This window comes from Gottfriedia acidiceleris, from assembly GCF_023115465.1.
GTDB classification, from domain to species: domain Bacteria; phylum Bacillota; class Bacilli; order Bacillales; family Bacillaceae_G; genus Gottfriedia; species Gottfriedia acidiceleris_B.
The window spans coordinates 1,915,976-1,940,718 of sequence record NZ_CP096034.1; the positions used below are offsets into that span (position 1 = coordinate 1,915,976).

Annotated in this window: 24 protein-coding genes and 1 other RNA gene; 17 read left to right on the forward strand and 8 right to left on the reverse strand. The window is 30.2% G+C overall.

All coding sequences use genetic code 11. The features are described from left to right. The first annotated feature begins 14 nt into the window (after nt 1-14). Nucleotides 15-1,946: an ATP-dependent DNA helicase gene (locus MY490_RS09305; RefSeq protein ID WP_248268932.1), complete on the forward strand. Its 1,932-nt coding sequence runs from the start codon at nt 15-17 to the stop codon at nt 1,944-1,946. A gap of 23 nt (nt 1,947-1,969) precedes the next feature. Here the strand turns inward: MY490_RS09305 and MY490_RS09310 are convergent, their stop codons facing one another. Beyond that, the gene (locus MY490_RS09310) at nt 1,970-2,590 is read right to left on the reverse strand and encodes an NAD(P)-dependent oxidoreductase (RefSeq protein WP_248268933.1); all 621 of its coding nucleotides are present in this window, start codon (nt 2,588-2,590) and stop codon (nt 1,970-1,972) included. Between the two features lie 169 nt (nt 2,591-2,759). Between MY490_RS09310 and MY490_RS09315 the strand changes: the two genes are divergently transcribed. From MY490_RS09315 to MY490_RS09325, 3 genes are all read left to right on the forward strand, one after another. Beyond that, a complete protein-coding gene (locus MY490_RS09315; protein ID WP_248268934.1) occupies nt 2,760-4,274 on the forward strand; it encodes a carboxypeptidase M32 in 1,515 nt (504 codons plus the stop codon). A gap of 361 nt (nt 4,275-4,635) precedes the next feature. Beyond that, nucleotides 4,636-4,839, forward strand: coding sequence for an aspartyl-phosphate phosphatase Spo0E family protein (locus MY490_RS09320; RefSeq protein WP_248268935.1), 204 nt, complete (start codon nt 4,636-4,638; stop codon nt 4,837-4,839). Nucleotides 4,840-5,217: 378 nt separating this feature from the next. Then, on the forward strand, nt 5,218-5,679 hold the full coding sequence (locus tag MY490_RS09325) for an RDD family protein (protein ID WP_248268936.1): 462 nt from the start codon (nt 5,218-5,220) through the stop codon (nt 5,677-5,679). A gap of 62 nt (nt 5,680-5,741) precedes the next feature. Here the strand turns inward: MY490_RS09325 and MY490_RS09330 are convergent, their stop codons facing one another. Both MY490_RS09330 and MY490_RS09335 read right to left on the reverse strand, forming a co-directional pair. Further along, nucleotides 5,742-6,254 (reverse strand): SRPBCC family protein, encoded by a 513-nt coding sequence (locus tag MY490_RS09330; RefSeq protein WP_248268937.1) that lies wholly within the window; start codon nt 6,252-6,254, stop codon nt 5,742-5,744. A 126-nt stretch (nt 6,255-6,380) separates the two neighbouring features. Further along, complete coding sequence (locus tag MY490_RS09335; RefSeq protein WP_025671541.1) at nt 6,381-6,692, reverse strand: ArsR/SmtB family transcription factor; 312 nt, start codon at nt 6,690-6,692, stop codon at nt 6,381-6,383. A gap of 223 nt (nt 6,693-6,915) precedes the next feature. On the opposite strand from MY490_RS09335, the gene MY490_RS09340 reads away from it, so the two are divergent. From MY490_RS09340 to ssrS, 6 genes are all read left to right on the forward strand, one after another. Then, complete coding sequence (locus MY490_RS09340) at nt 6,916-8,445, forward strand: carboxypeptidase M32 (protein ID WP_248268938.1); 1,530 nt, start codon at nt 6,916-6,918, stop codon at nt 8,443-8,445. 324 nt (nt 8,446-8,769) lie between these two features. Continuing rightward, the gene (locus MY490_RS09345) at nt 8,770-9,861 is read left to right on the forward strand and encodes a type III polyketide synthase (protein WP_248268939.1); all 1,092 of its coding nucleotides are present in this window, start codon (nt 8,770-8,772) and stop codon (nt 9,859-9,861) included. Next, complete coding sequence (locus tag MY490_RS09350; RefSeq protein ID WP_248268940.1) at nt 9,861-10,364, forward strand: isoprenylcysteine carboxyl methyltransferase family protein; 504 nt, start codon at nt 9,861-9,863, stop codon at nt 10,362-10,364. Before MY490_RS09345 ends, MY490_RS09350 begins: the two co-directional genes overlap by 1 nt. A 288-nt stretch (nt 10,365-10,652) precedes the next feature. Then, on the forward strand, nt 10,653-14,249 hold the full coding sequence (locus tag MY490_RS09355) for a dynamin family protein (protein WP_248268941.1): 3,597 nt from the start codon (nt 10,653-10,655) through the stop codon (nt 14,247-14,249). Nucleotides 14,250-14,270: 21 nt separating this feature from the next. After that, on the forward strand, nt 14,271-15,104 hold the full coding sequence (locus MY490_RS09360; protein ID WP_248268942.1) for a sulfurtransferase: 834 nt from the start codon (nt 14,271-14,273) through the stop codon (nt 15,102-15,104). Between the two features lie 50 nt (nt 15,105-15,154). Next, a non-coding RNA gene (gene ssrS, locus MY490_RS09365) (6S RNA) lies at nt 15,155-15,337 on the forward strand. 6 nt (nt 15,338-15,343) lie between these two features. Here the strand turns inward: ssrS and MY490_RS09370 are convergent. Together MY490_RS09370 and MY490_RS09375 are read right to left on the reverse strand one after the other, a co-directional pair. Next, on the reverse strand, nt 15,344-16,279 hold the full coding sequence (locus tag MY490_RS09370; protein WP_248268943.1) for a DMT family transporter: 936 nt from the start codon (nt 16,277-16,279) through the stop codon (nt 15,344-15,346). Nucleotides 16,280-16,295: 16 nt separating this feature from the next. Then, nucleotides 16,296-16,676: a reverse transcriptase-like protein gene (locus tag MY490_RS09375; RefSeq protein WP_248268944.1), complete on the reverse strand. Its 381-nt coding sequence runs from the start codon at nt 16,674-16,676 to the stop codon at nt 16,296-16,298. Between the two features lie 132 nt (nt 16,677-16,808). On the opposite strand from MY490_RS09375, the gene MY490_RS09380 reads away from it, so the two are divergent. Continuing rightward, the gene (locus MY490_RS09380) at nt 16,809-17,465 is read left to right on the forward strand and encodes a reverse transcriptase-like protein (protein WP_248268945.1); all 657 of its coding nucleotides are present in this window, start codon (nt 16,809-16,811) and stop codon (nt 17,463-17,465) included. Nucleotides 17,466-17,481: 16 nt separating this feature from the next. Further along, the gene (locus MY490_RS09385) at nt 17,482-17,667 is read left to right on the forward strand and encodes a zinc-finger domain-containing protein (protein ID WP_248268946.1); all 186 of its coding nucleotides are present in this window, start codon (nt 17,482-17,484) and stop codon (nt 17,665-17,667) included. A gap of 53 nt (nt 17,668-17,720) precedes the next feature. Here the strand turns inward: MY490_RS09385 and MY490_RS09390 are convergent, their stop codons facing one another. Both MY490_RS09390 and cspD read right to left on the reverse strand, forming a co-directional pair. Further along, nucleotides 17,721-17,966 (reverse strand): DUF2564 family protein, encoded by a 246-nt coding sequence (locus tag MY490_RS09390; protein WP_098231404.1) that lies wholly within the window; start codon nt 17,964-17,966, stop codon nt 17,721-17,723. A 165-nt stretch (nt 17,967-18,131) separates the two neighbouring features. After that, entirely contained in the window at nt 18,132-18,329 is a 198-nt protein-coding gene (gene cspD, locus MY490_RS09395) for a cold-shock protein CspD (protein ID WP_098846788.1), read from the reverse strand. 300 nt (nt 18,330-18,629) lie between these two features. Between cspD and MY490_RS09400 the strand changes: the two genes are divergently transcribed. The 4 genes from MY490_RS09400 (at nt 18,630) to MY490_RS09415 (ending at nt 22,176) form a co-directional block, all read left to right on the forward strand. Then, nucleotides 18,630-18,854, forward strand: coding sequence for a hypothetical protein (locus MY490_RS09400; RefSeq protein ID WP_248268947.1), 225 nt, complete (start codon nt 18,630-18,632; stop codon nt 18,852-18,854). Between the two features lie 166 nt (nt 18,855-19,020). Beyond that, the gene (locus tag MY490_RS09405) at nt 19,021-21,186 is read left to right on the forward strand and encodes a DNA topoisomerase III (protein ID WP_248268948.1); all 2,166 of its coding nucleotides are present in this window, start codon (nt 19,021-19,023) and stop codon (nt 21,184-21,186) included. Nucleotides 21,187-21,267: 81 nt separating this feature from the next. Then, nucleotides 21,268-21,645 (forward strand): hypothetical protein, encoded by a 378-nt coding sequence (locus MY490_RS09410; protein ID WP_248268949.1) that lies wholly within the window; start codon nt 21,268-21,270, stop codon nt 21,643-21,645. A 162-nt stretch (nt 21,646-21,807) separates the two neighbouring features. Beyond that, nucleotides 21,808-22,176, forward strand: coding sequence for a DUF3979 family protein (locus MY490_RS09415; RefSeq protein ID WP_248268950.1), 369 nt, complete (start codon nt 21,808-21,810; stop codon nt 22,174-22,176). Here MY490_RS09415 and MY490_RS09420 read toward each other — a convergent pair. Next, nucleotides 22,173-23,222, reverse strand: coding sequence for a YkvI family membrane protein (locus MY490_RS09420; RefSeq protein ID WP_248268951.1), 1,050 nt, complete (start codon nt 23,220-23,222; stop codon nt 22,173-22,175). The genes MY490_RS09415 and MY490_RS09420 overlap by 4 nt on opposite strands. Nucleotides 23,223-23,422: 200 nt before the next feature. Between MY490_RS09420 and MY490_RS09425 the strand changes: the two genes are divergently transcribed. Continuing rightward, complete coding sequence (locus tag MY490_RS09425) at nt 23,423-24,706, forward strand: MDR family MFS transporter (RefSeq protein WP_248268952.1); 1,284 nt, start codon at nt 23,423-23,425, stop codon at nt 24,704-24,706. The last annotated feature ends 37 nt before the right edge of the window (nt 24,707-24,743 follow it).

The following is a 24,743-nucleotide window of genomic DNA, read 5'->3' on the forward strand; positions in this document are numbered from 1 at the left end:
TTTTGGGGGTAGCAATGAGTCATTCAACTAAATTACCTTTTGAGGTAGGAAAGCAAGACCAATTCATTGAAAAGTTAGGGGAATGGATTGGGGACGTTTTTTACGATTTATTACCAGATGCAGGCTATGAATTAAGAGATGAGCAAATCTTTATGGCTTATCAGGTTGAAAGAGCGTTTAAAGAAAAGAAAGTTATTTTTGCTGAAGCAGGTGTTGGTACAGGTAAAACGTTTGTCTATTTGCTATATTGTTTATGCTATGCAAGATATACAGGTAAGCCAGCTATTATCGCATGTGCTGATGAATCTTTAATCGAACAGCTTGTAAAGAAAAATGGGGACATTGAAAAATTATCGAATGCTTTAAATTTGTCAATTGATGTTAGATTAGCAAAATCAACTACAAACTATTTATGTTTAAAAAAATTAGATTTACAGCGCTCAGAAATTGATGTATCGGATGCTGTTTTAGGAGTTTATGAAAATTTACCAAGCTTTGTAAATGATTATGGAACACTCCAAAAATTTACTCCATATGGAGACCGTACTGAATATAAAGACTTAACAGATGAAGAATGGGATACAATTTCATATGATTATTTCCAGGACTGCTCTACTTGTGAACAAAGACATAGATGTGGACAAACTCTATCAAGAGAGCATTATCGTAAAGCAACCGACCTAATTGTATGCTCACAAGAATTTTATATGGAGCATATTTGGACGGTAGAATCTAGAAAACGTGAAGGTCAATTGCCATTACTACCTAATCCAAGCTGTGTAGTATTTGATGAAGGACATTTACTTGAATTTGCAAGTCAAAAATCGTTAACATATCGACTGCAACAAGAGACATTAAATACATTTTTATCATTTTTAATGCAATCAGGTACGCGTGAAAGCTTCCAACAGTTACTCGAAGATACATTAGAAACATACGATCAATTCTTTTTTGAATTAGATAATAATACTGAAGAAGTTGAAGGATCAAGACGTTTTAAACTGAATATGAATGATAGATTAATTAAGTTAGCAAGGAGATTAAAGTCTCAAATTAGTAGCATTGGTGATGAATTAGTCTTTGAAAGTGAAATGTATACGATTGATGAATATCAGCTAAATATTGTTGATGAGCATTTAGATGATGTTGAGCGTTGCTTAAATTTATTTATTAATGAAATTACTGCGATTCAATGGATTGAGTATAATCAAAGTGAATTAACATTAGTCATCATGCCAAAGGCTGTAAATGAGCTTTTACAAGAAAAAGTATTTAATCAAAAAATGCCGATTGTATTTTCATCTGCAACTCTTTCTCAAAATAGTTCTTTTGATTATATCGCAGGTAGTTTAGGGATTAAAGATTACTTATCATTTTCAGTTAATTCTCCGTTTGATTATGATGAACAGATGAAAATTGAGTTAAATCAAGTTGACCCAACCAAAATTAAGGAAAAAAATGAAAAAATTATTGAGAAGTTAAAGGATAATAACGGAAGTACATTAATTCTCTTCAATTCAACTCAAGAAATGAAAAAATTTAAACTGCAAGTTGAAAAAGAAAAATTAGACTTCAATTTATATTTTGAAGGTGAAGAAGAAATTAGTTCAATTGTACAAAAATTCCAAGAAGATATTAACGCGTCTTTATGTGCTGTTCATTTATGGGAAGGATTAGATATTCAAGGCATGTCACTAAGTCAAGTGATTATTCATGCGCTACCATTCCCGCCAAATGATCCTGTATTCCAGTCAAAACGTCAAAATTCACAAAACCCTTACTTCGAGATCGATGAGCCGTATATGTTATTAAGATTACGCCAAGGTATTGGTCGACTAATCCGTAGTCATGAAGATAAAGGAAAAATCGTTTTATTTATTGAGAATGATCTAAACAAAGAAACGAAAGAAAAAATCTTAAACAGTTTGCCTGTTAATCCATCATAAAAAGCTAGCATTCGCTAGCTTTTTTAATTACAAATTCCAACCCTAGATTTACTAAAATTGCATTCGAAAAATTCCTTAAATGCGAAAAAAGCAGTATCTCCAGTCGTAATTCGATGGCCATCAATTGGTAAATAATTCTTTTCAGCACGAATATTTTTAGATATTGGACCATCAGGTAAGTAAGTTGGGCAAACAATTGTCCAATTTAATTGACTTTCATTTAATATGTCATAAGCTTTTTCATGATCGGTTGCTGCAGTTGTTGATTTTCGTTTTGATTCAGAGCTTTTATAACGTAAAATGGTTGGATCTACTCTTGATTGTAAAATACCAGCAGTTCCAATTGTAACGATCCTACCTATTTGTTTCTTTTCAAGAAGAGGGATTAGTAGTCCCATCGTTTTTGATAAACTATTCTCACCACCAGTATTTAAGGCAGAAATTACTCCCTCAACTTTTTCTACAGCTAAAATTAAATCTTTTTCATTTAACGTATTTCCTTTTAATACTGTAAGAGCTTCATGATGAATCGTTATTTTTTGTTCATCTCTAACTAAAGCGATTACTTCACATTTAGCCTCTAATAATAATTCCACTAAAAAAGAACCGACTCTTCCAGTAGCTCCTAATAATAATATTTTCATAACATCACCTTGCTGTATTGTACAATATTTTTATTAATTATGTCTCTTATATAAACTTAAACATATGATTTCTGATAATGTAAGTGCTTTTTAAGCTTAATATTAATTCAATATAAAAGTTATGATAGAATGAAATGAACATCCTAAAATATAGAAATGAGGGGTAAATATGGCAATGACTAACATACAAGAACAATTTACTGACTATTTAAAGAAGATCGAAAATTATAATGAAGCAATTAATGTTATGTATTGGGACCTAAGAACGGGAGCGCCTAAAAATGGAGCTGAACAAAGATCAAATGTCATCAGTCAGCTTTCTGCAGAAGTATTTGAAATGACAACATCAAGAACGATGGAAAACTATTTAAATTTATTGGAAAAAGAAATAGGCACAGGAAACTTAAATGAAATCATTGAAAAATCGGTTAAGGAATGTAGAAAAAATTATGATTTAAATTGTAAAATCCCAAAAAATGAATATGCAGAATATGTAAAACTGTGTTCTTTAAGTGAAAATGCTTGGGAAGATGCTAAAAATGAAGGTGACTTTAGTAAGTTCCAACCATATTTAGAAAAAATTGTAGCAATGAAAAAGAAATTCATTGAATATTGGGGTTACAAGGATAAGAAATATGATACTTTATTAAGCTTTTATGAGCCTGGTATGACAACTGCGAAGCTTGATGAAGTTTTTGGTAAAGTAAGAGAAAGTCTTGTACCATTAGTTGCGAAAATTTCAAATTCGCAAACTAAATTAATTCGCGAAGAATTGACACAACCGATCTCAATTGATCTTCAAAAAGAAGTTAGTGAAGAGATACTTGTAAAATTAGGTTATAATTTCGATTCAGGTCGTTTAGATGAAACAGTTCATCCATTTCAGATTACATTAAATCCTGGTGATGTTCGTGTAACAACGAAATATATTGAAGATAATTTTATGAGTGCGCTTTTTGGAACCATTCACGAGTGTGGACATGCACTTTATGAGCAAAATATATCATCGAATATAATTGGGACACCATTATGTGAAGGTGCATCGATGGGAATTCACGAATCTCAATCACTATTCTTTGAAAATATGATTGGAAGGAGTAAAGAGTTTTGGGAAGCTCAGTATGAAAATTTAATTGCAAAAACTGGTGATTATTTTAAAAATTTATCGGTAGAAGAATTTTATAAAGCAATTAACCATAGTGAGCCTTCGTTAATTCGAATTGAAGCGGACGAATGTACATACCCATTACATATAATGGTTCGATATGAAATTGAGAAAGAACTGTTTGACGGTGATTTACAAGTAAAGGATTTGCCGAAAGTATGGAATGATAAAATGGAAGAATACTTAGGTATCGTTCCATCAAACGATCGAGAGGGCGTTCTTCAAGATGTTCACTGGGCAGGAGGAGATTTTGGTTATTTTCCTTCGTATGCATTAGGTGCGATGTACGCTGCACAGTTTAAGCATAAAATGAAACAGGATTTAAGCGATTATGAAACGATTTTAAAAAGCGGTGAAATTCATCAAATTGTTAATTGGCTAACCCTTAATATTCACCAATATGGAAAACTAAAAGAACCGAAAGAATTATTAGTAGATGTTACTGGTGAAGATTTAAATGTAAAATACTTTATTGAATACTTGGAAGATAAATACTCTAAATTGTATAATTTAGTATAATCTAATTCGTGTGGATGGAGGTTGTTAAGAACCTCCCCATACTCATTATTAAAGAAAACATAAATAAATGATTAATTCTAAGTTATTATTTTTTATGTTTTTTTAATAAGTTCAAAGAATAGACATATTTAGATATTTAATAAAATACTTTTTTATAGTATTATAGATAAAAATGAAAGCGTGTTCACAATTGCTTATTAAGATTAGTTGAATTTAATTAGGTGAAAGATTGAAGATCTAACGGAACTAAAATTAAGTTCGAAATTTATTCGCATTTAGAAAGTCTTAAGTTATTTTTTTATAGTATTATAGATAAAAATGAAAGCGTGTTCATACTTTTTTTGAAAAGGAGGTAATTTGAATGTTTTTTAGGACAGCCAGATATTTAGAACGAAATATTGAAGAAAAACGAATCAAGTTGCAAGAAGCTCAAAATCAAAATAATGACAATCATCAAGAAGTAGTAAAGATTCGTCATCAGTTGGACACTGATTTAAGAGAACTACAGAAATTATTGAAAACGGTTACAGTTAAACAATCAAAAATTAATATTAAACCAATATGAAACAATCGTAATAAGACCACAAATTATTTTTTGTGGTCTTATTTTTTTCTTAGGGGCTATTAGTAAACAAATACCTAAATTTATTTTTTATTAATAAGGTTTAAAGTTCTTTAATAAAAAATATTATTTATAGATTCTATTATAAAAATGGCTAGAACAAGGGTGGTTAGTACATATGAAGGAAGTTCATCGTTTGTTTGTAAACTGATCTTAAAAAATTAACAAACGATTTGTAGTGAAAAATGCTAATTATGTAGCTTGTTTAAAAAATTAAACCAACTAGTTAAAAATCACTAATCAAAATTAAAATCTCCTAAATATAATAGAGTATATCGATTAATATCCATTTTTTTATAAAAATGTGGAATGAGGTTCTAGATGGATTTCGAACTGGCAAGTCGTATTAGAAGATTGTTTGCAGCTTGGATCGATGGCTCATTAAATCTTTTATTTTCTAAACTAGGGTTACTAATACTTGGGTTAGAAAGTAAAGACATTTTAGATTTATTTATGTTTAGTAGTAAGCAACTGTTTTTATATTCAATTTGGTCGCTATTATATATTTTCCTATTTTATGTCATTGTACCTACTTATATTTGGAACGGACAAACAATAGGAAAAAGATTATTAAGTATTATGGTTGTGAGGGATACAGATGACTTAGTTGATTTTAAAACAATGACATACCGTTCGATATTTGCTTTTGGTTGTCAGCTGAATTTCCCAATATTTATAGAAGCAATTGGAATTTTGTATCTAATTGATCTATTTTATATCTTCCGAAAAGATCGGAAAACATTGCATGATTTAATCGCTAAAACGAAGGTTGTCTATTATTAATAGCATAAAAAAATACCCTTTAAAGCTATTTACAAGCTTTAAAGGGTATTTAACTATTTATCTTATAATGATGCTAAATATTCATCTAGTTGGTCAAACGTACCAGTAAAGCCTTGTTGCATAGAATCTTTATTTGCAATAAATGCAGCAACTTCTTCATCAGTAGCATTGATTGGAAAACCTTTTAATGTAATAGTTGTTTTACCATCATTTTCTTCTAAAGTTAAAGTGTTTTGAATTTCTAATGGCCAAACTTCAAAGAATGGAGCGCGAACCATATTACCCTCTTGATCGGAGAATGAATTAATAAATACAATTTTCTCAGGTTCAATAATTTCACCAAAAACAAATAATCCCCACATAACGAATCCTTCTGGTGATGCCATTTTATAGTGGAATTTACCTCCTGGTCTAAATTCTAACGTTGCTACATCCATTTCAAAGCCTTTTGGACCCCACCAGTTTTTAAGGTGTTCTGCTTCTGACCAAACCTTGAATACTAATTCACGAGGCGCATCAACAACCCTTGTTAAAACTAATCCTTGCTCATCGACATTAAACGTATTTTTGCTCATTATTAATTCCTCCATTTATTTTATTATTTAGAAAATTAGACATTATTTCCTCCTTTAAAATCTAGATACTTCTCCTTTCACTAATAGTTAGTACTAATTAAATTGTGTGCACTGAATTTGTTAAGATTATTTGCCTTGTAATTTTTTTAAATAATCGTCCAATTGATCGAATCTCTGTTCCCAGACGTGACGGAATGACTTAATCCACGAATCCATTTCTTTTAGCGGCTGGGGTCTTAGTTTATAAATTCTTTTATTGGCGATTGGTTGAACTTCGACAAGCCCAGCTTCACTTAGAACGCGAAGATGCTTTGAAACCTGTGGTTGTTTAAGTCCTAAGCTTTCAGCAATTTCACCGACAGATAGAGGACCGTCACGTAAGAGTTCGACAATCTGTAACCGGTTCGGCTCTGCAAGAGCAATTAAAGTCGAATTCATAAATTGAATATACCTCATGATGAATATTCCTGTCAAGGAATATTCGAATTGTAAATTTTTGTTGTCTAAAAAATACCTGAGTAGTATTAACGAAGTGATTAGACAATATTCAATTTGTCGAGAAATATTATTTGAAAAGTAAGATAATTCTTATTTATCCACATATTTTTTATGTTACTATTTAGCTGACTTATAAATTTGTTTTTAAAAGGTGGGAGTTTTGATGAGCTTAAAAGATTATGAGGCTTCGTTTTTAGGTTATGTAAGAAAAATGTTAAACATTGAAGAAGCAATTAGTGTTTTATATTGGGATCTTCGAACAGGTGCACCTAAAAATGCTGTAAGTCAGCGTTCAAATGTAATTAGTCAATTATCAGCTGATGTTTTTAAAATGAGTACTTCAAAAGATATGGCTCATTATTTAATAACAATGGAAGAAGCCATTAGTGCAGGTAAATGTTCACTAGAAGTTGAAAAAACTGTAAAATACTTAAGGAAGCAGTACGATCGAAATACGAAAATACCAGTTGATGAGTTTGAAGCTTTTATAAAATGCCAAGCAATTTCTGAGCGTGTTTGGGCAGAAGCGAAGGAAGAAAATAATTTTGCTAAATTTGAACCTTATTTAACTGAAATAATTGAGTATAAACGTAAGTTCGTTGAATATTTAGGATATAAAGACTGTAAATATGATACATATTTAGATCAATATGAACCTGGAATGACTGTAAATAAACTGGACGAAGTATTTTCAGAAGTAAGAAATAAATTAGTACCGATTGTAAAAGCTATATCGAATAGCGGGAAAAATTTTGAAAAAGAAGAGATGAAAGCATTCGTTTCGACGCAAAAACAAAAAGAAATATGTGAAAAACTATTAGCATCTCTTGGTTATAATTTTGATGCAGGAAGATTAGATCCAACTCCACATCCTTTTGCTACTGCTCTTAATTTAGGTGATGTTCGAGTTACAACGAAATATCATGAAAATAATTTTGAAAAAGCCATTTTTAGTACAATTCATGAATGTGGTCATGCACTATATGAGCAAAACATTTCCAAAGATTTGGAATGTTTACCAATCGCTCAAGGAGCGTCGTTAGGTATTCATGAATCTCAGTCACTTTTATATGAAAAGATAATTGGACAAAGCTATGAATTCTGGAAATCGAATTATCCAAAGTTAAAAGAGCAACTTAATGGAGTGTTAGATAATATTTCTCTAGATGAATTTTATAAAGTGATAAATAATAGTAAGCCTTCATTTATTCGTATTGAAGCTGATGAATTAACTTATCCTTTACATGTAATGATTCGTTATGAAATTGAAAAGGATTTATTAGATGGGAAAATTCAAGTTTCTGAGCTTCCTTCAATTTGGAATCAAAAAATGGAGGAGTATTTAGGAATAATTCCTGAAACTGATCGAGAAGGTGTTTTACAGGACGTACATTGGTCAATGGGGCATTTTGGATACTTTCCAACTTATGCATTAGGAGCAATGTATGCTGCTCAAATTAAAGCAACAATGGACAAAGAATTACCAAATTTTAGTGAATTAGTTGAAACGAATGATTTTCAAACAATTCTTGATTGGTTAAAAGTGAATATTCATCAATATGGTGCAATGAAGGAACCCCAACAAATTTTAAAGGATGTTACTGGTGAAGAATTAAATGTGAAATATTTTGTTGATTATTTAGAATCAAAATATACAAAATTGTATGAACTGGAAGAAGTAAATAAATCATAATTGTGAGTTAGAAATGTTGTGTGGTTTATTTTAGAAGCATTTTATTGGAAATAATTGCGAATGTAGATTTGAGTTAAATGAGATATACTAAAACTGCACAACAGAAAGAAACTCCTTTAAAACGATTAGACAATTCTTATTATTTGTTCATGGTCCTTGAATGAATAGTGAATTGTCTTTTTTTTGATTAAATTTTGGTGCAAATTTAATCTTACAAATTTGAGGATAAAATGTCAGTTTACTTCCACTATAGTATTTTTCATGTATTAAAGAATAATTTTCCAATTTAATACAAAAGGTAATGAATATAAGGAGTGGAAAATTATGCCTTTAATTCTATCTGTTGGGAAAGCTGTACCAAAATATAAAATCGATCAGGAAAATATTGTGCCTTTTATTCGAGAGCTTTTTTTGAAAAGATACCCTTCAATCGATCGCTTATTATCTGTATTTCAAAATGGTGAGATACAAAGTCGATATATTTCTAAGGAGCTTACTTGGTATAGCGAAGAGCATAGCTTTGAGCAAAAAATTCAGGCTTACACTGAAATCTCAATTGAATTATCAATTGAAGCTATTAAAAATTGTTTGACAAGTAATGAATTTCTATCTTCGGAAATTCAATATGACAAAATTGATGGAATTATTTTTGTCTCTTCAACTGGTATTTCAACCCCTACAATTGATGCTCATATCGCAAATATCCTGTCATTTAATTCTTCGATTAAAAGAATTCCCATTTGGGGCTTAGGCTGTGCTGGTGGTGCGAGTGGTATTTCTAGAGCATTTGATTATTGTAAAGCCCATCCAAAGTCAAATATTTTATTAGTTGCAGTTGAATTATGTAGTTTAACTTTTCAAAAAGAAGATCTTTCCAAAAGTAATATAATAGGAACTTCATTATTTGCTGATGGAGCAGCAGCGGTACTAGTTATTGGCGATGAGAGTGATTTGAAAAATCGAACGATACATAAATCTTTACCGTCAATTGAAGAAACTAATTCAACTCTAATGCCAAATTCATTAGACGTAATGGGATGGGATGTTCGGAATGATGGTTTATTTGTCATTTTTTCAAGGGATATACCATCAATCGTTAAAAATTGGTTACAACCAGTTGTTTCAAATTTTTTAACGGAAAATGAACTAACAATAAGGGATGTAACTCATTTCATTGCTCATCCTGGTGGAAAAAAAGTATTGGATGCTTATATCGATTCTTTAGAACTTTCCGTAGAGAAAATCGGAATTTCCTTAAATATTTTAAAATCATATGGAAATATGTCATCTTGTACTGTGTTATTTGTGTTAAGTGAGTATATGAAGTTAGGAAAAACGAATGAGTACGGTCTTCTTTGTGCTTTAGGTCCAGGATTTAGTTCAGAGTTATCTTTGTTAAAGTGGGTAGAATGCTAATGTTAAAGATTATTTTTTTATTCATCGTCATACAAAGAGTGATTGAGCTAGGTATAGCAAAGAATAATGAAAAAAAATTAAAAATGCGGGGCGCACTTGAATTTGGCCAAGAACATTATAAATTTTTTATCATCTTACATAGCATGTTTTTTATATCAATTCTAATTGAGAATTATTTCATTCATTATATAGAAATTAGATTTTTTACTTTTCTCCTAATCGTTTTTATCATCTTACAATTAGCAAGGGTTTGGGTTATTTCAACGTTAGGGGAAAGATGGAATACAAAAATCATTATTTTACCTAATGAAAAATTAGTAAAACGTGGGCTTTATAAATATATCAAGCATCCAAATTACATCATTGTTACAATTGAATTATTAGTAATACCTATTATGTTTCATGCGTATATTACAACTGTAATCTTTTCTGTTTGTAATTTAATTTTATTAAAAGTAAGAATCCGAGAAGAAAATAAAGCGCTCTTACAATCAATCGAATAGTTATTGACAAATGGAAAATAACTGATTATGATTACTGTAGAATGAAAATCATTATCAACTTCGAAAGGTTGTGCGTCAAATGGTTCTTGGATTTGTGTCAGCTACAATTCTTTTATACTTTTTATTAACTAAATATGTACTTAAACAAGTTCAAAACTAGGTGATGTTACCTAGTTTTTTTTATTTTATATGTATATGCCTATACATTCTTCTTCCAAATTAATATATATGGGGATAAAATAATGCTAGGGAAAATATTTGAGTATGAAATGAAATGGGGAAATCACGTTGCAAAACACTAAGATTAACAGAGGGGAATTACTGAATAAGGTTTCTTCAGGTATCAATTTACTTTCTGAACAAGGAAATTCGAAGGAATTATTTCAATTAAAAAAATTAGCATACAAAATACAAAATAAGGAAAGTTATTACGTATTTTGTGGGCATTTTTCTGCTGGTAAGTCATCTTTATTAAATGATCTTTTACAAGTAGAAAAACTACCTACAAGCCCAATTCCTACAAGTGCAAACGTTGTAAAATTAAAAAATGGCGAAAGTAAAATGTTAATTACTCTTAAAGATGGTGAAATGTATCAGATTCAAGAGGATATTCAAGTAGATGAACTAAAAAAATTAGCTTCTGATAGTGGTTCAATTATTGAGCTCGAGTGGGCACAAGAACTATTTAAAATTCCAACTGGATCTGTCTTAATTGATACTCCTGGAATCGACTCAACAGATATGGATCATTTAGAGGCCACAAACTCAGTCATTCATCTAGCGGATAGTATTTTTTATTTAATGGATTATCAACATGTTCATTCGAAAACTAATATTGATTTTATTCATAATTTAGTTGAAAAAAATAATAAAGTTTGTTTAGTTATTACATGTATTGATAAACACGATGAAACAGAATTGACGTTTGAACAATTTAAACATGGTGTAATTAGCAACTTGAAAAAACAAGGATTAGGCAACTTACAAGTTTTTTATATATCTACAAGAGATAAATCTGTAGATAATAACGAATATAACCAGTTTATTAATTATTTAAATGATTTATACAGTCATCAAGATGTAGTGCAAATTGAAAATGACTATGCAAGCTTTTTAACAATTATGAATGAACAAATACAACAACTTGAGAACGATTACATTGATCTCGATCAAAATGCTGATGAGATTAGATCGAAATATAACGATTTAAATAATGAAATTGAAGTTATTGAAACATCAGTTTCAACATTTGAGGAAAATTGTTTGCAATCTACGCAACAAGTTCTTACTAATTCAAACATTACACCATTTGAAATGAGAGAATTAGCATCAAAATATTTAGAATCAGAAAAGGCATTGCAAAATAAAGGATTATTTCAATCTAGAAAAAAACTTGAAAATGCTTTACATGAGTCTAAAAGTCAATTTATTCAAAAGGTAAAAGAACTAACAAATAAACAAATTGAGTATTTTGTAAAAGAAGCAGCAATTCGAGCTGTAAAACAAATTGAAAATAATAAAATTGATAGTAGTGATTTTGATAAAATCTTAGAACCGAATTTGAGTGAAGATGTAATTTGTCCAAAGCCATCTCATTTGATTGATACAGGTGGTAACTATTTATTACAGTATACGAAGGAAGTCAGTGAAGGAATTAAGGCGGTATATCGTAAAAGTATTGCTGAATTTATTTATACACTTTCAAAGGAACTTAAAGTACAAAATGAATCAACTATCCTAAAATTAATAAATCAAAAGAATGATTTACAATCGAAAATAGATGGATTTGCTGAATTAGAGTTTAATAATCAAAAAATTTCACATATGGTTTCACAAATTAAGACGATCTTAAATAATGATCAAGAAATGAATCAAGACCTACCAGAAATTAAGCCTACTTTAATATCAGTAAGTGAATTAATTAATCACAAAATCTTAACTGTTCAAGCTCCGGAAATAAAAGAAGAATTTAATACTGATATTGAACAAACTAATTCAAAGAAATATTCAAACGAAGAAATTCAATCTAAATATGAAGTTGCAGATTTTATATTAGACGAATTAACTTCAAATAAATTTATCCAGAGTAAAATCGGTATTTTAAAAGAAAAAAGAGAACAAATAAAATCAAACGAATACACAATTGCATTATTCGGAGCATTTAGTTCTGGAAAAACATCGTATATAAATACTTTACTTGGCGATCGTGTACTACCTGTTTCTCCGCACCCAACGACAGCGGCAATTTGTAAGATCAAACGCTCAACAGCTGAATCTGGTAATAAAAAAGCTGATGTGAGTTATAAATCAGAAGAATCTTTAAAAGAAGAATTTCTTGATTTCTTCAAAAAATGGGGTGTGGAAGCAAATGAAAAAGAGTGGTTTAGTACCCTTCAAAATTTAATTAAGAAACAAAAGGATAAAATTCCTACTGATGCTTTCGTTTATGCAGAAAGCGTATGTCAAAATTATGAAGAAATGAGAAGCCTACTAGGTACAACTAAGCGATATGACTTAAGTGAGTATGTAAGTGTTATAAGTGAAGAAAATAGAGCGTGTTTTGTCAAAGAAAGTACAGTTTATTTTGATTGTGAGATCACGTTAAGTGGAATCGTATTAGTGGATACGCCAGGGGGAAATAGTATCCATTCAAGACATACTGAACTAGCATTCGACTATTTGAAAAAGGCTGATTTAATTTTATATGTTGCACATTATCAACATGCCTTTACCCGTCAAGATGAGTCATTCTTAATGCAAATCGGACGTATGAGAGAAAGCTTTGATAGTGATAAAGTTTACTTTGTGTTAAATGCTACGGATTTAGCAAAGGATCAAAACGAAATCGAAATCGTACAAAATTTCTTTGTAAACCAATTAACGAAACTAGGAGTTCGTTTCCCATCTGTATTTGCTATTTCAAGTATGCTTCAGATGAAGGGATACGGTGATTCAGAGTTAAATTTAGAAATCCAGAATAATTATATGAAATTAAATACGAAAATCCAAAATTTCTTCCAATTTGAGATTGCGAATGAAGTCTTTAAAACATTCATTAATGACCTATTAACAATTGAAAAAATCTTACGTGATACCATTAATCGTTTTGAAAGAATAAAAAGTGAAAAAGATCAATTCTTCAACGAACTTGAACAAATTCAGAAAAAAGTTAAAGAAGCGATTAAAAATGCAGAACCTACTAATTTACCAAGAGCATTTATGAAAGAAAACGAACAATTAATTTTCTTTATCGAAAAGCGTATCGAATTAAGGATGCGAGATTTATTCCCTTATTTCTTTAATCCAAGTATTTTTAATAATACAACGAAAAATATTAAACAATTATTTGTAACGAAAATTCGTGAATTTATTTATGAAGTATTGGAAGAGATTTTAAAGGAATTAAGAGTAACTGGATTTAGATTAGAGAAGTTTTTAACGAATGAAATTTCAATGTCGCAAGATCGAGTAATAGGTGAAATACATTCGATTCAATCTGAATTTATCGTTCAAAAAAGTGAAATTAATGAGATTTTACCTGTTTCGATAAAAAATCCTGATCAATTTATTAATGTAGATCGTTTTGAGAGTTTAAAGAATTACTTCAAAAATCCAAAAAGCTTTTTTGTTGAAAACATGAAAGAAACGATGATTGATGAATGCATTAATGAGTTGAGAACACCATTAAAAGACTATTTAGCAAATATGAATAGCTTATTTACAGAGCATTATCACATTCAATATGTTAATGCATTAAATTCGGTATTGCACAACTGTAGCAATCAAATCGAAAATGATGTTCAACAAACAATTAAAGCAACTGAAAACTTAAATGAAGTAGTAGTAGATGAAAAAGTATTAAACTTATTCAAAAAATTAATTTAATATGAGGGTGGACAATTAAAATTGAAAAATATTATTGATGTAAACATTGCACATAAATTGCGCTTAAATAAAAATGTTGTATTTTTAGATTGTCGATTTCAATTGTCAAATCCTGAATATGGTTTAAATGAGTATCAGAAAAATCATATTCCGCTTTCTCGTTATGTTGATTTAAATAATGATTTATCTAGTCCAGTGCAAAAGCATGGAGGCAGACATCCGTTTCCTAATTTAAGTGATTTTGGAAATCTTTTAGGAAATCTAGGGATCGATCATGATACGATTGTTATTTGTTATGACGATGGTACGAATGATAATGCCGCAAGATGTTGGTTTTTATGTAATTTAGTAGGGCACCAGTTTACTTTTGTATTAAATGGTGGTTATAAAAAATGGTTGGAAAATGATTTTGAAGTAACTACTAAAATTGAAGAAGTTTTACCTAAAAAATTCGAGATTAGTGTTCAAGAGTATATGATTACTTCGATGGATGAAGTTAAAAAGAATGGTAAAAAAGAGGATTTCAATTGCATTGATTCTAGAGAATCTATTCGATATATTGGTGAATTTGAACCAATTGATCGAATTGCTGGCCATATACCTGGAGCCAAAAATTCATTTTGGAAAGATGTTTTAAATGAAGCGGGAGAATTTAAATCAAAAGAAGAATTACAAACTCTTTTTAAACCATTTAACTATAACAAAGAAACTGTTGTTTATTGCGGTTCAGGTGTCACTGGCTGTGTTAATTATTTAGGGTTAATTGAAGCTGGATATACAAATGTAAAACTCTATCCTGGAAGTTATAGTGACTGGATTTCTTATGAAGAAAATGTTGTGAATAAGAAAATATAATTATAGTTGCAAATTAGATTTAATTGGTATAGAATGAGAATACAAATTAACAAAACCTGCTGTGTGCGTTGTCAGTTTATGTCTTAAACCAATGATTTGTATACCGGAAGACCGATATTTAAGTAACAACATCGTGCCTACATATTGGAGGATGAGCGTTACTTGTGAGGACATCCACCTTGGAGTTCGGTTTACTTAGACATAAAAGGAATAACGGCATTTGCGGGAAAAAAAACCATTCACATTTTGTGAATGGTTTTTTCTTCTTTATATAATTGCTTTTTACTTTTGTTCTTTCTAATTTGAGTTACGATTGTAGAAACTAAAATCAAGCTACATCCGAATAAACCAATTTCTTGTAATCTTTCTCCACCATAATAATACCCAGTAATCGCTGCAAAAACTGGTTCAGTAGCGAGAATAATCCCTACTTCAGTCGCACTTATTGTACGTTGGGCAAACATTTGGATAAAGAAAGCTGCAGCGGTACAAAAAATGGCAGTAAATAATATTGAAAAAACAAAATATTTATTTGTCCATAATGCATGGTTGAAAATGACTTGCCAATCCTCAAAGATTAAAGCAAATGTCCATGAGGCTAAACCTACAAAAGTTATTTGTACAGTTGCCAGTTGTAATGAATTATAACTAGGTGAGTAGATCGTTGAATAAATAATATGAAGAGCAAACGCAATCGCACTGAAAAAGGAAATAATATCACCAGAATTAAACTTGGAATTTGTTGATAGTGTTAACAAAAATAATCCGATAAAGGCAATAATTGCACATACATTTTCCCGTAAAGTAAGTTTTTTCTTATATTTAAAGAATAAAAGAAAAGGAACAATCGCAACACTAATACCTATAATAAAACCTGATTTGGATATAGACGTGTAATGTAATCCAAATGTTTGAAATACGAAACCTAGAAATAAAAATAATCCTATAACGATTCCGGGGAAAATAAAACCAGCTTTACCGCGATATCTTTTATTATTTTTTCGATTTAATAAAGTTTGAACTGTAAATAATACAATTGCTGCTACAATAAATCGTAATGCATTAAATGTAAATGGTTGGACAAACTTAAGTGTTTCTTTAACAATGAAAAGCGAAGAACCCCAAATGAAGGACACAAAGAGTAAAGAAGAAAAAGCGATTAATTTATTTTTCATATCGTCCATTCCTTTTTTATTTTATAGCTTTTCGAGCAAGTTCATCTGCAACCTTATTTGCGCTTGATGGAATCCATTTTATAAAGAAAAGTTCAAGTTGATTAATCAACTTGAATGATTTCTCTAATAAAGGAATAAAGAGATCGTTTTTCGAATATTTCTTATCAATACTTTCTTCAACGATTTTTGAATCTGTACGGAATGAAACAATTGTTAAATTATTTTTGACACAATAATCTAGTGCAAGTAGCAATGCATGAAACTCAGCTTCATGATTAGACATCGAATCTAATGGAATACTTAAAAAAACAGGTTCTTTAATTCCTTTTATGAAAATACCTGCACCTGAGGGCCCGGGATTTCCTTTGGAAGCTCCGTCAATATAAACTTCAATCATAGCAAACCTCCAAAACTTATATATGTACCATTTTAGTATATATTCAAAAAAATGAAAACTTAAAATATGAAATGAAGTAATTTATATAAAAGCATAACAAGTCTAAAATTAACAATAGAAGAGGTGTGTCGGATGAAGCTAAAGATTAGTTGGAAGTATCAAACCAAAAAGAAATATCAAATTACACTTGAAACTGAATGGTTAGAAATAAAAGAAGCACTACTTTTAGCAGAAGATTTTGAAAGTACAGGTAGAACAAGAGAAATCATCTTTTTAGATCAATTCGACACAGAGTGGACTAAAAAACAAGTAATAAAATACTTAAAAGAACTCGAAGAAGAACCTCATAATATCTCAATATTTTTTGACGGTGGATTTGATCTAGCAACATCTATATCTGGAATTGGCGTATGCTTATACTTTAGTCAAAATGGTAAAAACTATCGAAAAAGGTTTAATGAAAAATTAGATGGGTTATTGACAAATAATGAAGCGGAGTTTGCTGCGATTGAAAATGCAATCTTACTGTTAGAGGAAATGAATATAACAGGACAAACAATTGTAATTAAAGGGGATTCACAAGTAGTGATTAATCAATTAAATGGAGATTGGCCTTGTTATGAAGAACAACATGAACGATTTATCAATCGAATTGAAAGAAAATGTAAAAACTTAAAATTAACCTTACAATTAGAACTTATTAAACGTAATGATAATAAAGAAGCTCATAATCTAGCAACGCAAGCACTTAAAGGGAATAAGATAATAAGTACGATTGAAGTTACATAAAGAGGTGAATTATGATATGGAACGTAAAGAAATCTTGGAGGAAATAGATACTTTAATAAAGACTTATTGCGATGGCTGTTTTGTCTATAAGCATTTTAGGAAAGACCATAGTCAAAAATTCGCACAATCATTTTGTATTAATAAATGTACAATTGGAGAAAAAATAAAAACAATCGGTAAGAAATTAACTTCAGACTGCTAACTAGCACTAACTTAATGAAAAAGAAGGTACTAATAAAAGTACCTTCTTTTTCATTATATCTGAGCTTCTCTTATTTGTTGCTCAATTTGCATTAAGTCTTCTTCTTGTTTCTTTAAAAACTCATCATCTAAATCAGTAGCAAGGCCTTTCATTTTTTCAAGCTGTTCTCTTGCTTGATTAACAGCTGTGGTTGCATCTGTTAATTGTTGCTCATCCATGCTCATTGTTGCATAGCCTACAAGTTTTTGAGCAGCTTTAACTTTCATTTCAACATCCTCAAAATTATTAAAGTTTGACATAAACACCCTCCTTATTTCACTTCGTAGTATTCCCAAATAAAATAGGAATCATGAAAAGCGATAGGATTTTTTTTTGTCTATGTATACTGAATAATTCCTAGTATGATCTTTTAGGAAAAAATAAAAAGGACTGATGGATCAGTCCTTTATGTAGTCAAGTTTATATTATAGCTTTACTACGTTAGCAGCTTGAGGTCCACGGTTACCTTCAACAATGTCAAAAGAAACTTCAGCACCTTCTTCTAAAGATTTGAATCCTTCAGTTTGGATTGCTGAGAAATGTACGAATACATCGTCTCCACCTTCAACTTCGATGAATCCAAAACCTTTTTCATTGTTGAACCATTTTACTTTTCCTTGCATTTTTCTTTTCCTCCTAAAACATTGCACATGAAGCGCGAAAGAATTTCCATTTATTAATATTTTTAATAAATGTTGAAATTAATATACAACTATTGAGATTATAAGTCAAGTAAGCGCTTAATATCAAAATATACATTCAATTGACTTAAAAATTTCATAAATAAAAAAAAAGTTAATACGAACTTGTGAAATAATTCACAAGTTGGGAAGTACATGATATACTACAACCATAGTAAGTAATTTAAATTACTAGTAAGAATCAATCTTGATTTCACTTTATAAAGAGACGGAGTGATGAAAATGATTCATTGTGAATGGATTGAATTTAATATTGAAAATGATTTAATCACAGAGGAAAAATTTGAAGAAATGATGAATGATACATTTCAAGCTATGATGGTTGATGAAAATAACTTTCCTCAATATATATGGACAGCTAACTATGTTGTCATTGTAACAAAACGAATTAAAATATTAGAAGAAGTAGAATTTATACAAATACCGCGTAATCCAGCGTGTAGTTAAGATTGTAAAATCAAGAAGAGAAGTAAAGGCAGTTCAAGAGAATGAATTCTTTTGGCACTGCCTTTTTCTGTTTCTTCCTGCTTTCCCTACCATTACATAAGTTATATAATAACTATATCTAACAAAAAACAAGAAACAAAAATTAGATTAAATTGTGAGGAAGAAAATGAAATTAATTATTGCCGAAAAGCCTGATCAAGGTTTAAAGCTTGCAGCCCCTTTTAAATTTCAAAAGAAAAAAGGGTTCTTAGTCATTCAACCTAACGAGTTTTTTCCAAAAGGTGCTTATTTAACTTGGGCAATTGGCCATTTATGTGAGTTATTATCACCTGAAGAATATGATGAAAAATGGAAAAAGTGGTCATTAAATACTTTGCCAATTATACCTAATCGCTTTGGGCATAAAGTATCAAAAGGAAAATGGGATCAATTTTCAATCATTAAGAATTTAGTCCATTTAGATGAGGTTAGTGAAATAATTCTTGCAGGTGACTGTGAACGGGAAGGAGAACATATCGTTCGCCTTATTTTAAATTTAGCTGGAAATAAAAAACCAATGAGAAGACTTTGGATTTCGTCATTAACAGAAAATGCTGTTAAAAAAGGATTTAGTCAACTATTGGATGAAAGTGAAACAAAAAGCTTATTCTTTGAGGCGTATAGCCGTGCATGTGCAGATTGGTTAGTTGGGATGAATGCATCAAGAGTATATTCATTACATTTACAAAAAAAAGGAATCCAGGATGTATTTTCGTTAGGAAGAGTTCAAACACCTACATTAGCACTTATTGTTAAAAGAGAACTTGAAATTGAAAGGTTTAATTCCGAACCTTATTGGGAGGTTTTTGCTACTTTTCAGTTTGATAAGCAAAAATTTTTTGGAAAATGGCATAACGAATTAGAATCTAAAATTATGTCAAAGGAATTAGCTGAAAAAATTGCTGGCTTCTGTGAAAATAAAAACGTAAAAATTACTGATATTGAGCAAGAAAGAAAAGAGTTTCAACCACCTTTTCTATATAATTTATCGGCACTCCAAGCTGATGCAAACAGTAAATATAAATTTTCACCTCAAAAAACACTTGAGATTGCACAAAAACTTTATGTCAAAGGGAATATTTCATATCCACGTTCAGACTCAAGTTTTATTACGAAAGAAGAAGCAATGATGCTCCCAGATATATTGAAGAAGCTTGAAAATATTGAGCAATTTTCAAAATTCTTTCCTCTGCCAAATCAATCGATATTAAATAATAGTCGCTACGTTAATGAGAAAAAGGTCACGGATCACTATGCAATTATTCCTACTGAGCAAGTACCAAATATCCAAAAAATGAATGATGAGGAATTGAAAATATATGAATTAATTGTAAATCGTTTAATTAGTGCACATTATCCTAATTCAGTTTTTGATTATACAACAATTCATACGTTAGTTGACGGACGAGCGACTTTTATTTCAAAAGGGAAAATAATGGTTCAGGAAGGTTGGCGTAAAGTCATATTCGAAAAATCAAAAGAAAAAAATACAGAAGAACAAAATTTACCCGTTGTTGAAACTGGGCAAGAAGGAATTGTAAAAAAAGTAGAGGTAAAGGAAAAGAAAACTCAAGCACCTAAGAGATATACAGAGGGACAATTAATAACATTAATGAAGTCTGCCGGAAAACATATTGATAATCCGGAATTAACAAAAATACTAAATAAAACTGAAGGACTAGGTACTGAGGCAACTAGGGCCGGTATTATTGGTACTTTAAAAAATAGAAAATATATTGAAGTTAAGAAAAATCAAGTTTTCGCTACGGATAAAGGGAAGCTTATAATCTATGCGCTAGGGGAAAATATTTTAACTTCACCTGAAATGACTGCAAAATGGGAACAGAGATTAAGTGAAATTGGTGAAGGAAAAGCAAGTAGTCTTGAGTTTATGGAACAAACAAAAAAATTAACTGAAAAAATAATTCTTGATGCATATGAAAATGAGAAGATATGGAATTTTTCAGAGTTTAAAATTGAAGAGATGCAAAATTCGAAGTTTGGTCCGAAGAAAAAATCAACTAGTGTTGGAAAATGTATTAAATGTGGTGGTAAAATGGTCGATAAAGGGTCATTTTATGGGTGCGATCAATTCCAAAAAACAAAATGTGAAGTTACAATTTCAAAAAAAATATTAGGAAAAACAATTACAAAGGCGTTAATAAAGCAGTTATTAAACGGTGAGACTACAGAAGCTATTAAAGGGTTTTCAAAGGATGGCAAAGAATTTGAAGCTTCTTTAAAATTTAATGAATCAGGGAAGATTATGTTTATCCAAAATTCCATTAAATAAAGTGGGGCATAATGAAATTTAACTAGTCAATTCTATTTTTTATTGCATATAATTATATACAATGATAATAGGAGGATTAGAGTGAAGGAATTCTATAGCAATGAACAAGTTTTTCTAACTGGTGGAATTGTTCCTTCCGTCTATTCATTATGTATAGACTGTAATCGGAAAATTGTACATGTACTTGACTTGGATCGAGTGGGCACTAGGCCGGTATGTGTTTCATTTTCTAACAGTTTTGCAGAAAATATTTTTGAACAAATAAGCTTGTCAACGTTAGGAAGTTACTTAGAATACCAATACTTAATTTATACTACAGAAGGTATTGTAACAAAATGGAATAATAACGAACTAGTAGCGTTAACTAATTTAGATGAATGTAAACCGGAATTCATTAGTTTAATGAAAGAAAGAAGAAATACATGGTCTAAATATAAAGCTTTATACAATCGAAAATAAATAAAAAGGATTACTCTTTGATTTAAGAGTAATCCTTTTTCATTTTGAGGACAAAATTTCATCATTGCCAGTCTAATGAGATCTTTTGAAGCGGCATATTCCTGTCTTTTCCTGTCTTTATTTGTTAAACTATCAACATATCATAAATTAGAAGGTGACAAAATGATTTGTTTTTTAGAAAATACCTTTCAAATAAAATTAGAAAAAAATGATAAAGGTGATTATCCGATTATTGTGACTGACGAAGGACTATTTAGCGAGATGAGTCTGAAAGATAAACCTAGCACGTATGTTAAGTTTATTATAAATGAATACGATGAGTTAACGATTGATTGGTATATCGAAAATGAAAATCGCTTCTCAGTAAAAAGCTTACAAGTTCATCAAATGATCTTAATAAACGATCATGATGAAAATTCAATTCAATTTGTATTAGAACGTTGGCAAAGTAGGATGTTTAAGATTCAATGGAAGCCAAAGTTACACATTGAATTTGGTTTATATTATGAAGTTTGTGAAGATTGCGATTAAGATGATTTTTTAGGTTTTAGTAAGGTTAGGATTACAAGGAAACTAATCCAACCGATAAGTGGATAAAGGAATGTTAATAATGGTCCATAGCCAATAATGCTAATAAACAAGCAACAAATTAATAATAAGATCACGACTACATTTGTATTTAATCGGATATAAGAATTAATTTGTCTAGACATCCCATATATATTTCCAACTAATGTGGTGAAAATTTCAGCTAGAATAACCATTAGGAAAAAGTAATAGAAAATTGGATGGATTTTTTTGATTACCTCTACCATTGGAATATCATACTGTTGAAAATTGGTTACACCTGAAACGTTCAGGTGAATTAGTAATAAAATAGTGCCCAATATTAAACCGCCTAATACACCGCCTTGAACAATAGAAGATTTTTCTTTGCATTCAAAACCAATCGGTACTAAAACTGCCTGGGCTAATGCCATATTTAAACAAACATAGGTTATTGGTTTTGTAAACACTGTATAGTTAAGCGTATTAATAGAAGGTAAAATATGGTCTAATGTTATTTCATGCATCGTAAATGGTAAATGTGAGTTGATGAAAACTGCGACGATAAAAGCACACATAATTGGGACTACCGTATTATTTAGACTGAATAAACCACTTGTCCCTTTTCTTAAAACCATAAAAGTCAAAATGATAAATAATAATGATCCGATAAATGAGTCAAAATGTAAGTAATTTTTAAATACAGCTCCCGCACCAGACAACATGACACTTGTAACGCCAATTAAAACAAAAAATAATAGCCCATTAATAATATTTCCTCCGAGTTCTCCAAACAATAGTACATTAAATTGCTGAGCAGAATTTAATTTATATGTATGAGCAATTGTCATAATTTTTGTTCCAAACCAACAAAATAATATAGTGGCAAAAAGGATCCCCATTGCACCATATACCCCGTTAATTGAAAAGAACTCTACTATCTCTTTACCCGTTGCAAAACCTGCTCCAATCACTGTTCCGACATACGTAAAGGCTATATTTCGAGCTTCTTTACTAAAGTTGAATTTCATAGGAAGTCCTCCTAAATGTAGTACTAAATTGTATGATACATTTAAGGAAAATAGACATGCTCCATTAGTAAAAGTTTATAAACAAATTAATTAAATGCATATTGTAATAGATTGCATATGAAGAAGGAAGTACCAATTAAAATTAAATTTACGCATTTTTTTAATTATGTTAAAGTGAGAAGGTTAGGGGGACGGACATCATGAATATACTTAAATGGAATTTTAATATGAAGATCAGGCTTGTTGCTGAGTTTTTCTTTGGATTGTTTTTTTGGATGTATTTACCATTTTTAGCCATTTATTTTGCTGAAGAATTAGGCAAAGTGACAGCAGGGATCTTACTTATGTGCTCTCAAGCTGTTGGTGTATTTGCAAATTTAATCGGTGGATATTTGGCTGATACTTATGGCCGAAAACGAATGATGGTAATTTCAGCTTTCATTCAAGCTGGAGGAATGATTTTGCTAACAATTGCAAATTTACCAATTTTAAATTCTCCATGGCTAACTTTTTTAGGATTTGCAATTATAAGTGTCACAGGAATGCTATATAATCCTGCAAGTTCTGCTATGGTAGCAGATACAGTTGAGGATAAAGATGAAAGAAACTTAGTCTTCGCTGTTTTTTATACGATGATAAATATTAATGTAGTGATCGGTCCAATTATTGGTGGTATTTTATTTTTCAAAGCAAGATTTTTATTATTTACTATTTCTTCATTGATCTTTTTAATTGTCGCTTTTATGATTCTACTATTAATAAAGGAATCATTACCAGACTCTTTAAGACAAGAAAAAGAAGCGTCTATTTCAAAAGTTTTAATTAAACAAGTAAAGAATTATCGTGTAATTTTTACTGATAAGGTTTTCTTCTTATTTGTAGCAGCTGGTATATTAATCTCTCAAACTTTTACTCAATTAGATTTATTACTAGCGGTTTATATAAAAGAAAGTATTCCGGTTCAAACATTATTTAGTTTTGGTAATCTTATTTTACGAACAAATAGTGAAACATTATTTAGCTGGGTCATAGCCGAAAATGGTTTAATCGTAGCATTATTTACAGTTTTAATAACGAAATTTGCCAATAAGTTTAATGAAAGATTTTTATTTTTTGCATCATCTGTTTGTTATGCTTTATCTATGTTATTGTTTGGATTCACCCTATCAGCCTATGTTATTTTTATTGCAATGGCACTCTTTACGTTGGGTGAGATATTGGTTGTAGGAAATCAGAACTCATTTATTGCAAAAATTGCCCCTGAAAATCAACGTGGACAGTATTTTGCAGCAGCAGGTTTAAGATGGTCACTCGGACGAACGATAGCACCATTAACGATTCCACTAGCTGGGCTAATTGGATATAAATGGACATTTAGCATAATTTCGCTCCTAGCCTTGATTGGAGCATATTTATTTGAATTGATGTTTAAAGAAATCAAGAAAAAACCTGAACCTTTTTCTGATCAAATGAAAGTAGGATAAATCGTAATAAAAGAGGACTCATCAAATTGAGCCCTCT

Excerpts from the sequence above, each read along its gene's own strand:
- MY490_RS09305 (WP_248268932.1), top strand. The coding sequence starts at position 15 with ATGAGTCATTCAACTAAATTACCTTTTGAGGTAGGAAAGCAAGACCAA.
- MY490_RS09310 (WP_248268933.1), bottom strand. The coding sequence starts at position 2,590 with ATGAAAATATTATTATTAGGAGCTACTGGAAGAGTCGGTTCTTTTTTA.
- MY490_RS09315 (WP_248268934.1), top strand. The coding sequence starts at position 2,760 with ATGGCAATGACTAACATACAAGAACAATTTACTGACTATTTAAAGAAG.
- MY490_RS09320 (WP_248268935.1), top strand. The coding sequence starts at position 4,636 with ATGTTTTTTAGGACAGCCAGATATTTAGAACGAAATATTGAAGAAAAA.
- MY490_RS09325 (WP_248268936.1), top strand. The coding sequence starts at position 5,218 with ATGGATTTCGAACTGGCAAGTCGTATTAGAAGATTGTTTGCAGCTTGG.
- MY490_RS09330 (WP_248268937.1), bottom strand. The coding sequence starts at position 6,254 with ATGAGCAAAAATACGTTTAATGTCGATGAGCAAGGATTAGTTTTAACA.
- MY490_RS09335 (WP_025671541.1), bottom strand. The coding sequence starts at position 6,692 with ATGAATTCGACTTTAATTGCTCTTGCAGAGCCGAACCGGTTACAGATT.
- MY490_RS09340 (WP_248268938.1), top strand. The coding sequence starts at position 6,916 with ATGAGCTTAAAAGATTATGAGGCTTCGTTTTTAGGTTATGTAAGAAAA.
- MY490_RS09345 (WP_248268939.1), top strand. The coding sequence starts at position 8,770 with ATGCCTTTAATTCTATCTGTTGGGAAAGCTGTACCAAAATATAAAATC.
- MY490_RS09350 (WP_248268940.1), top strand. The coding sequence starts at position 9,861 with ATGTTAAAGATTATTTTTTTATTCATCGTCATACAAAGAGTGATTGAG.
- MY490_RS09370 (WP_248268943.1), bottom strand. The coding sequence starts at position 16,279 with ATGAAAAATAAATTAATCGCTTTTTCTTCTTTACTCTTTGTGTCCTTC.
- MY490_RS09375 (WP_248268944.1), bottom strand. The coding sequence starts at position 16,676 with ATGATTGAAGTTTATATTGACGGAGCTTCCAAAGGAAATCCCGGGCCC.
- MY490_RS09380 (WP_248268945.1), top strand. The coding sequence starts at position 16,809 with ATGAAGCTAAAGATTAGTTGGAAGTATCAAACCAAAAAGAAATATCAA.
- MY490_RS09385 (WP_248268946.1), top strand. The coding sequence starts at position 17,482 with ATGGAACGTAAAGAAATCTTGGAGGAAATAGATACTTTAATAAAGACT.
- MY490_RS09390 (WP_098231404.1), bottom strand. The coding sequence starts at position 17,966 with ATGTCAAACTTTAATAATTTTGAGGATGTTGAAATGAAAGTTAAAGCT.
- cspD (WP_098846788.1), bottom strand. The coding sequence starts at position 18,329 with ATGCAAGGAAAAGTAAAATGGTTCAACAATGAAAAAGGTTTTGGATTC.
- MY490_RS09400 (WP_248268947.1), top strand. The coding sequence starts at position 18,630 with ATGATTCATTGTGAATGGATTGAATTTAATATTGAAAATGATTTAATC.
- MY490_RS09405 (WP_248268948.1), top strand. The coding sequence starts at position 19,021 with ATGAAATTAATTATTGCCGAAAAGCCTGATCAAGGTTTAAAGCTTGCA.
- MY490_RS09415 (WP_248268950.1), top strand. The coding sequence starts at position 21,808 with ATGATTTGTTTTTTAGAAAATACCTTTCAAATAAAATTAGAAAAAAAT.
- MY490_RS09420 (WP_248268951.1), bottom strand. The coding sequence starts at position 23,222 with ATGAAATTCAACTTTAGTAAAGAAGCTCGAAATATAGCCTTTACGTAT.
- MY490_RS09425 (WP_248268952.1), top strand. The coding sequence starts at position 23,423 with ATGAATATACTTAAATGGAATTTTAATATGAAGATCAGGCTTGTTGCT.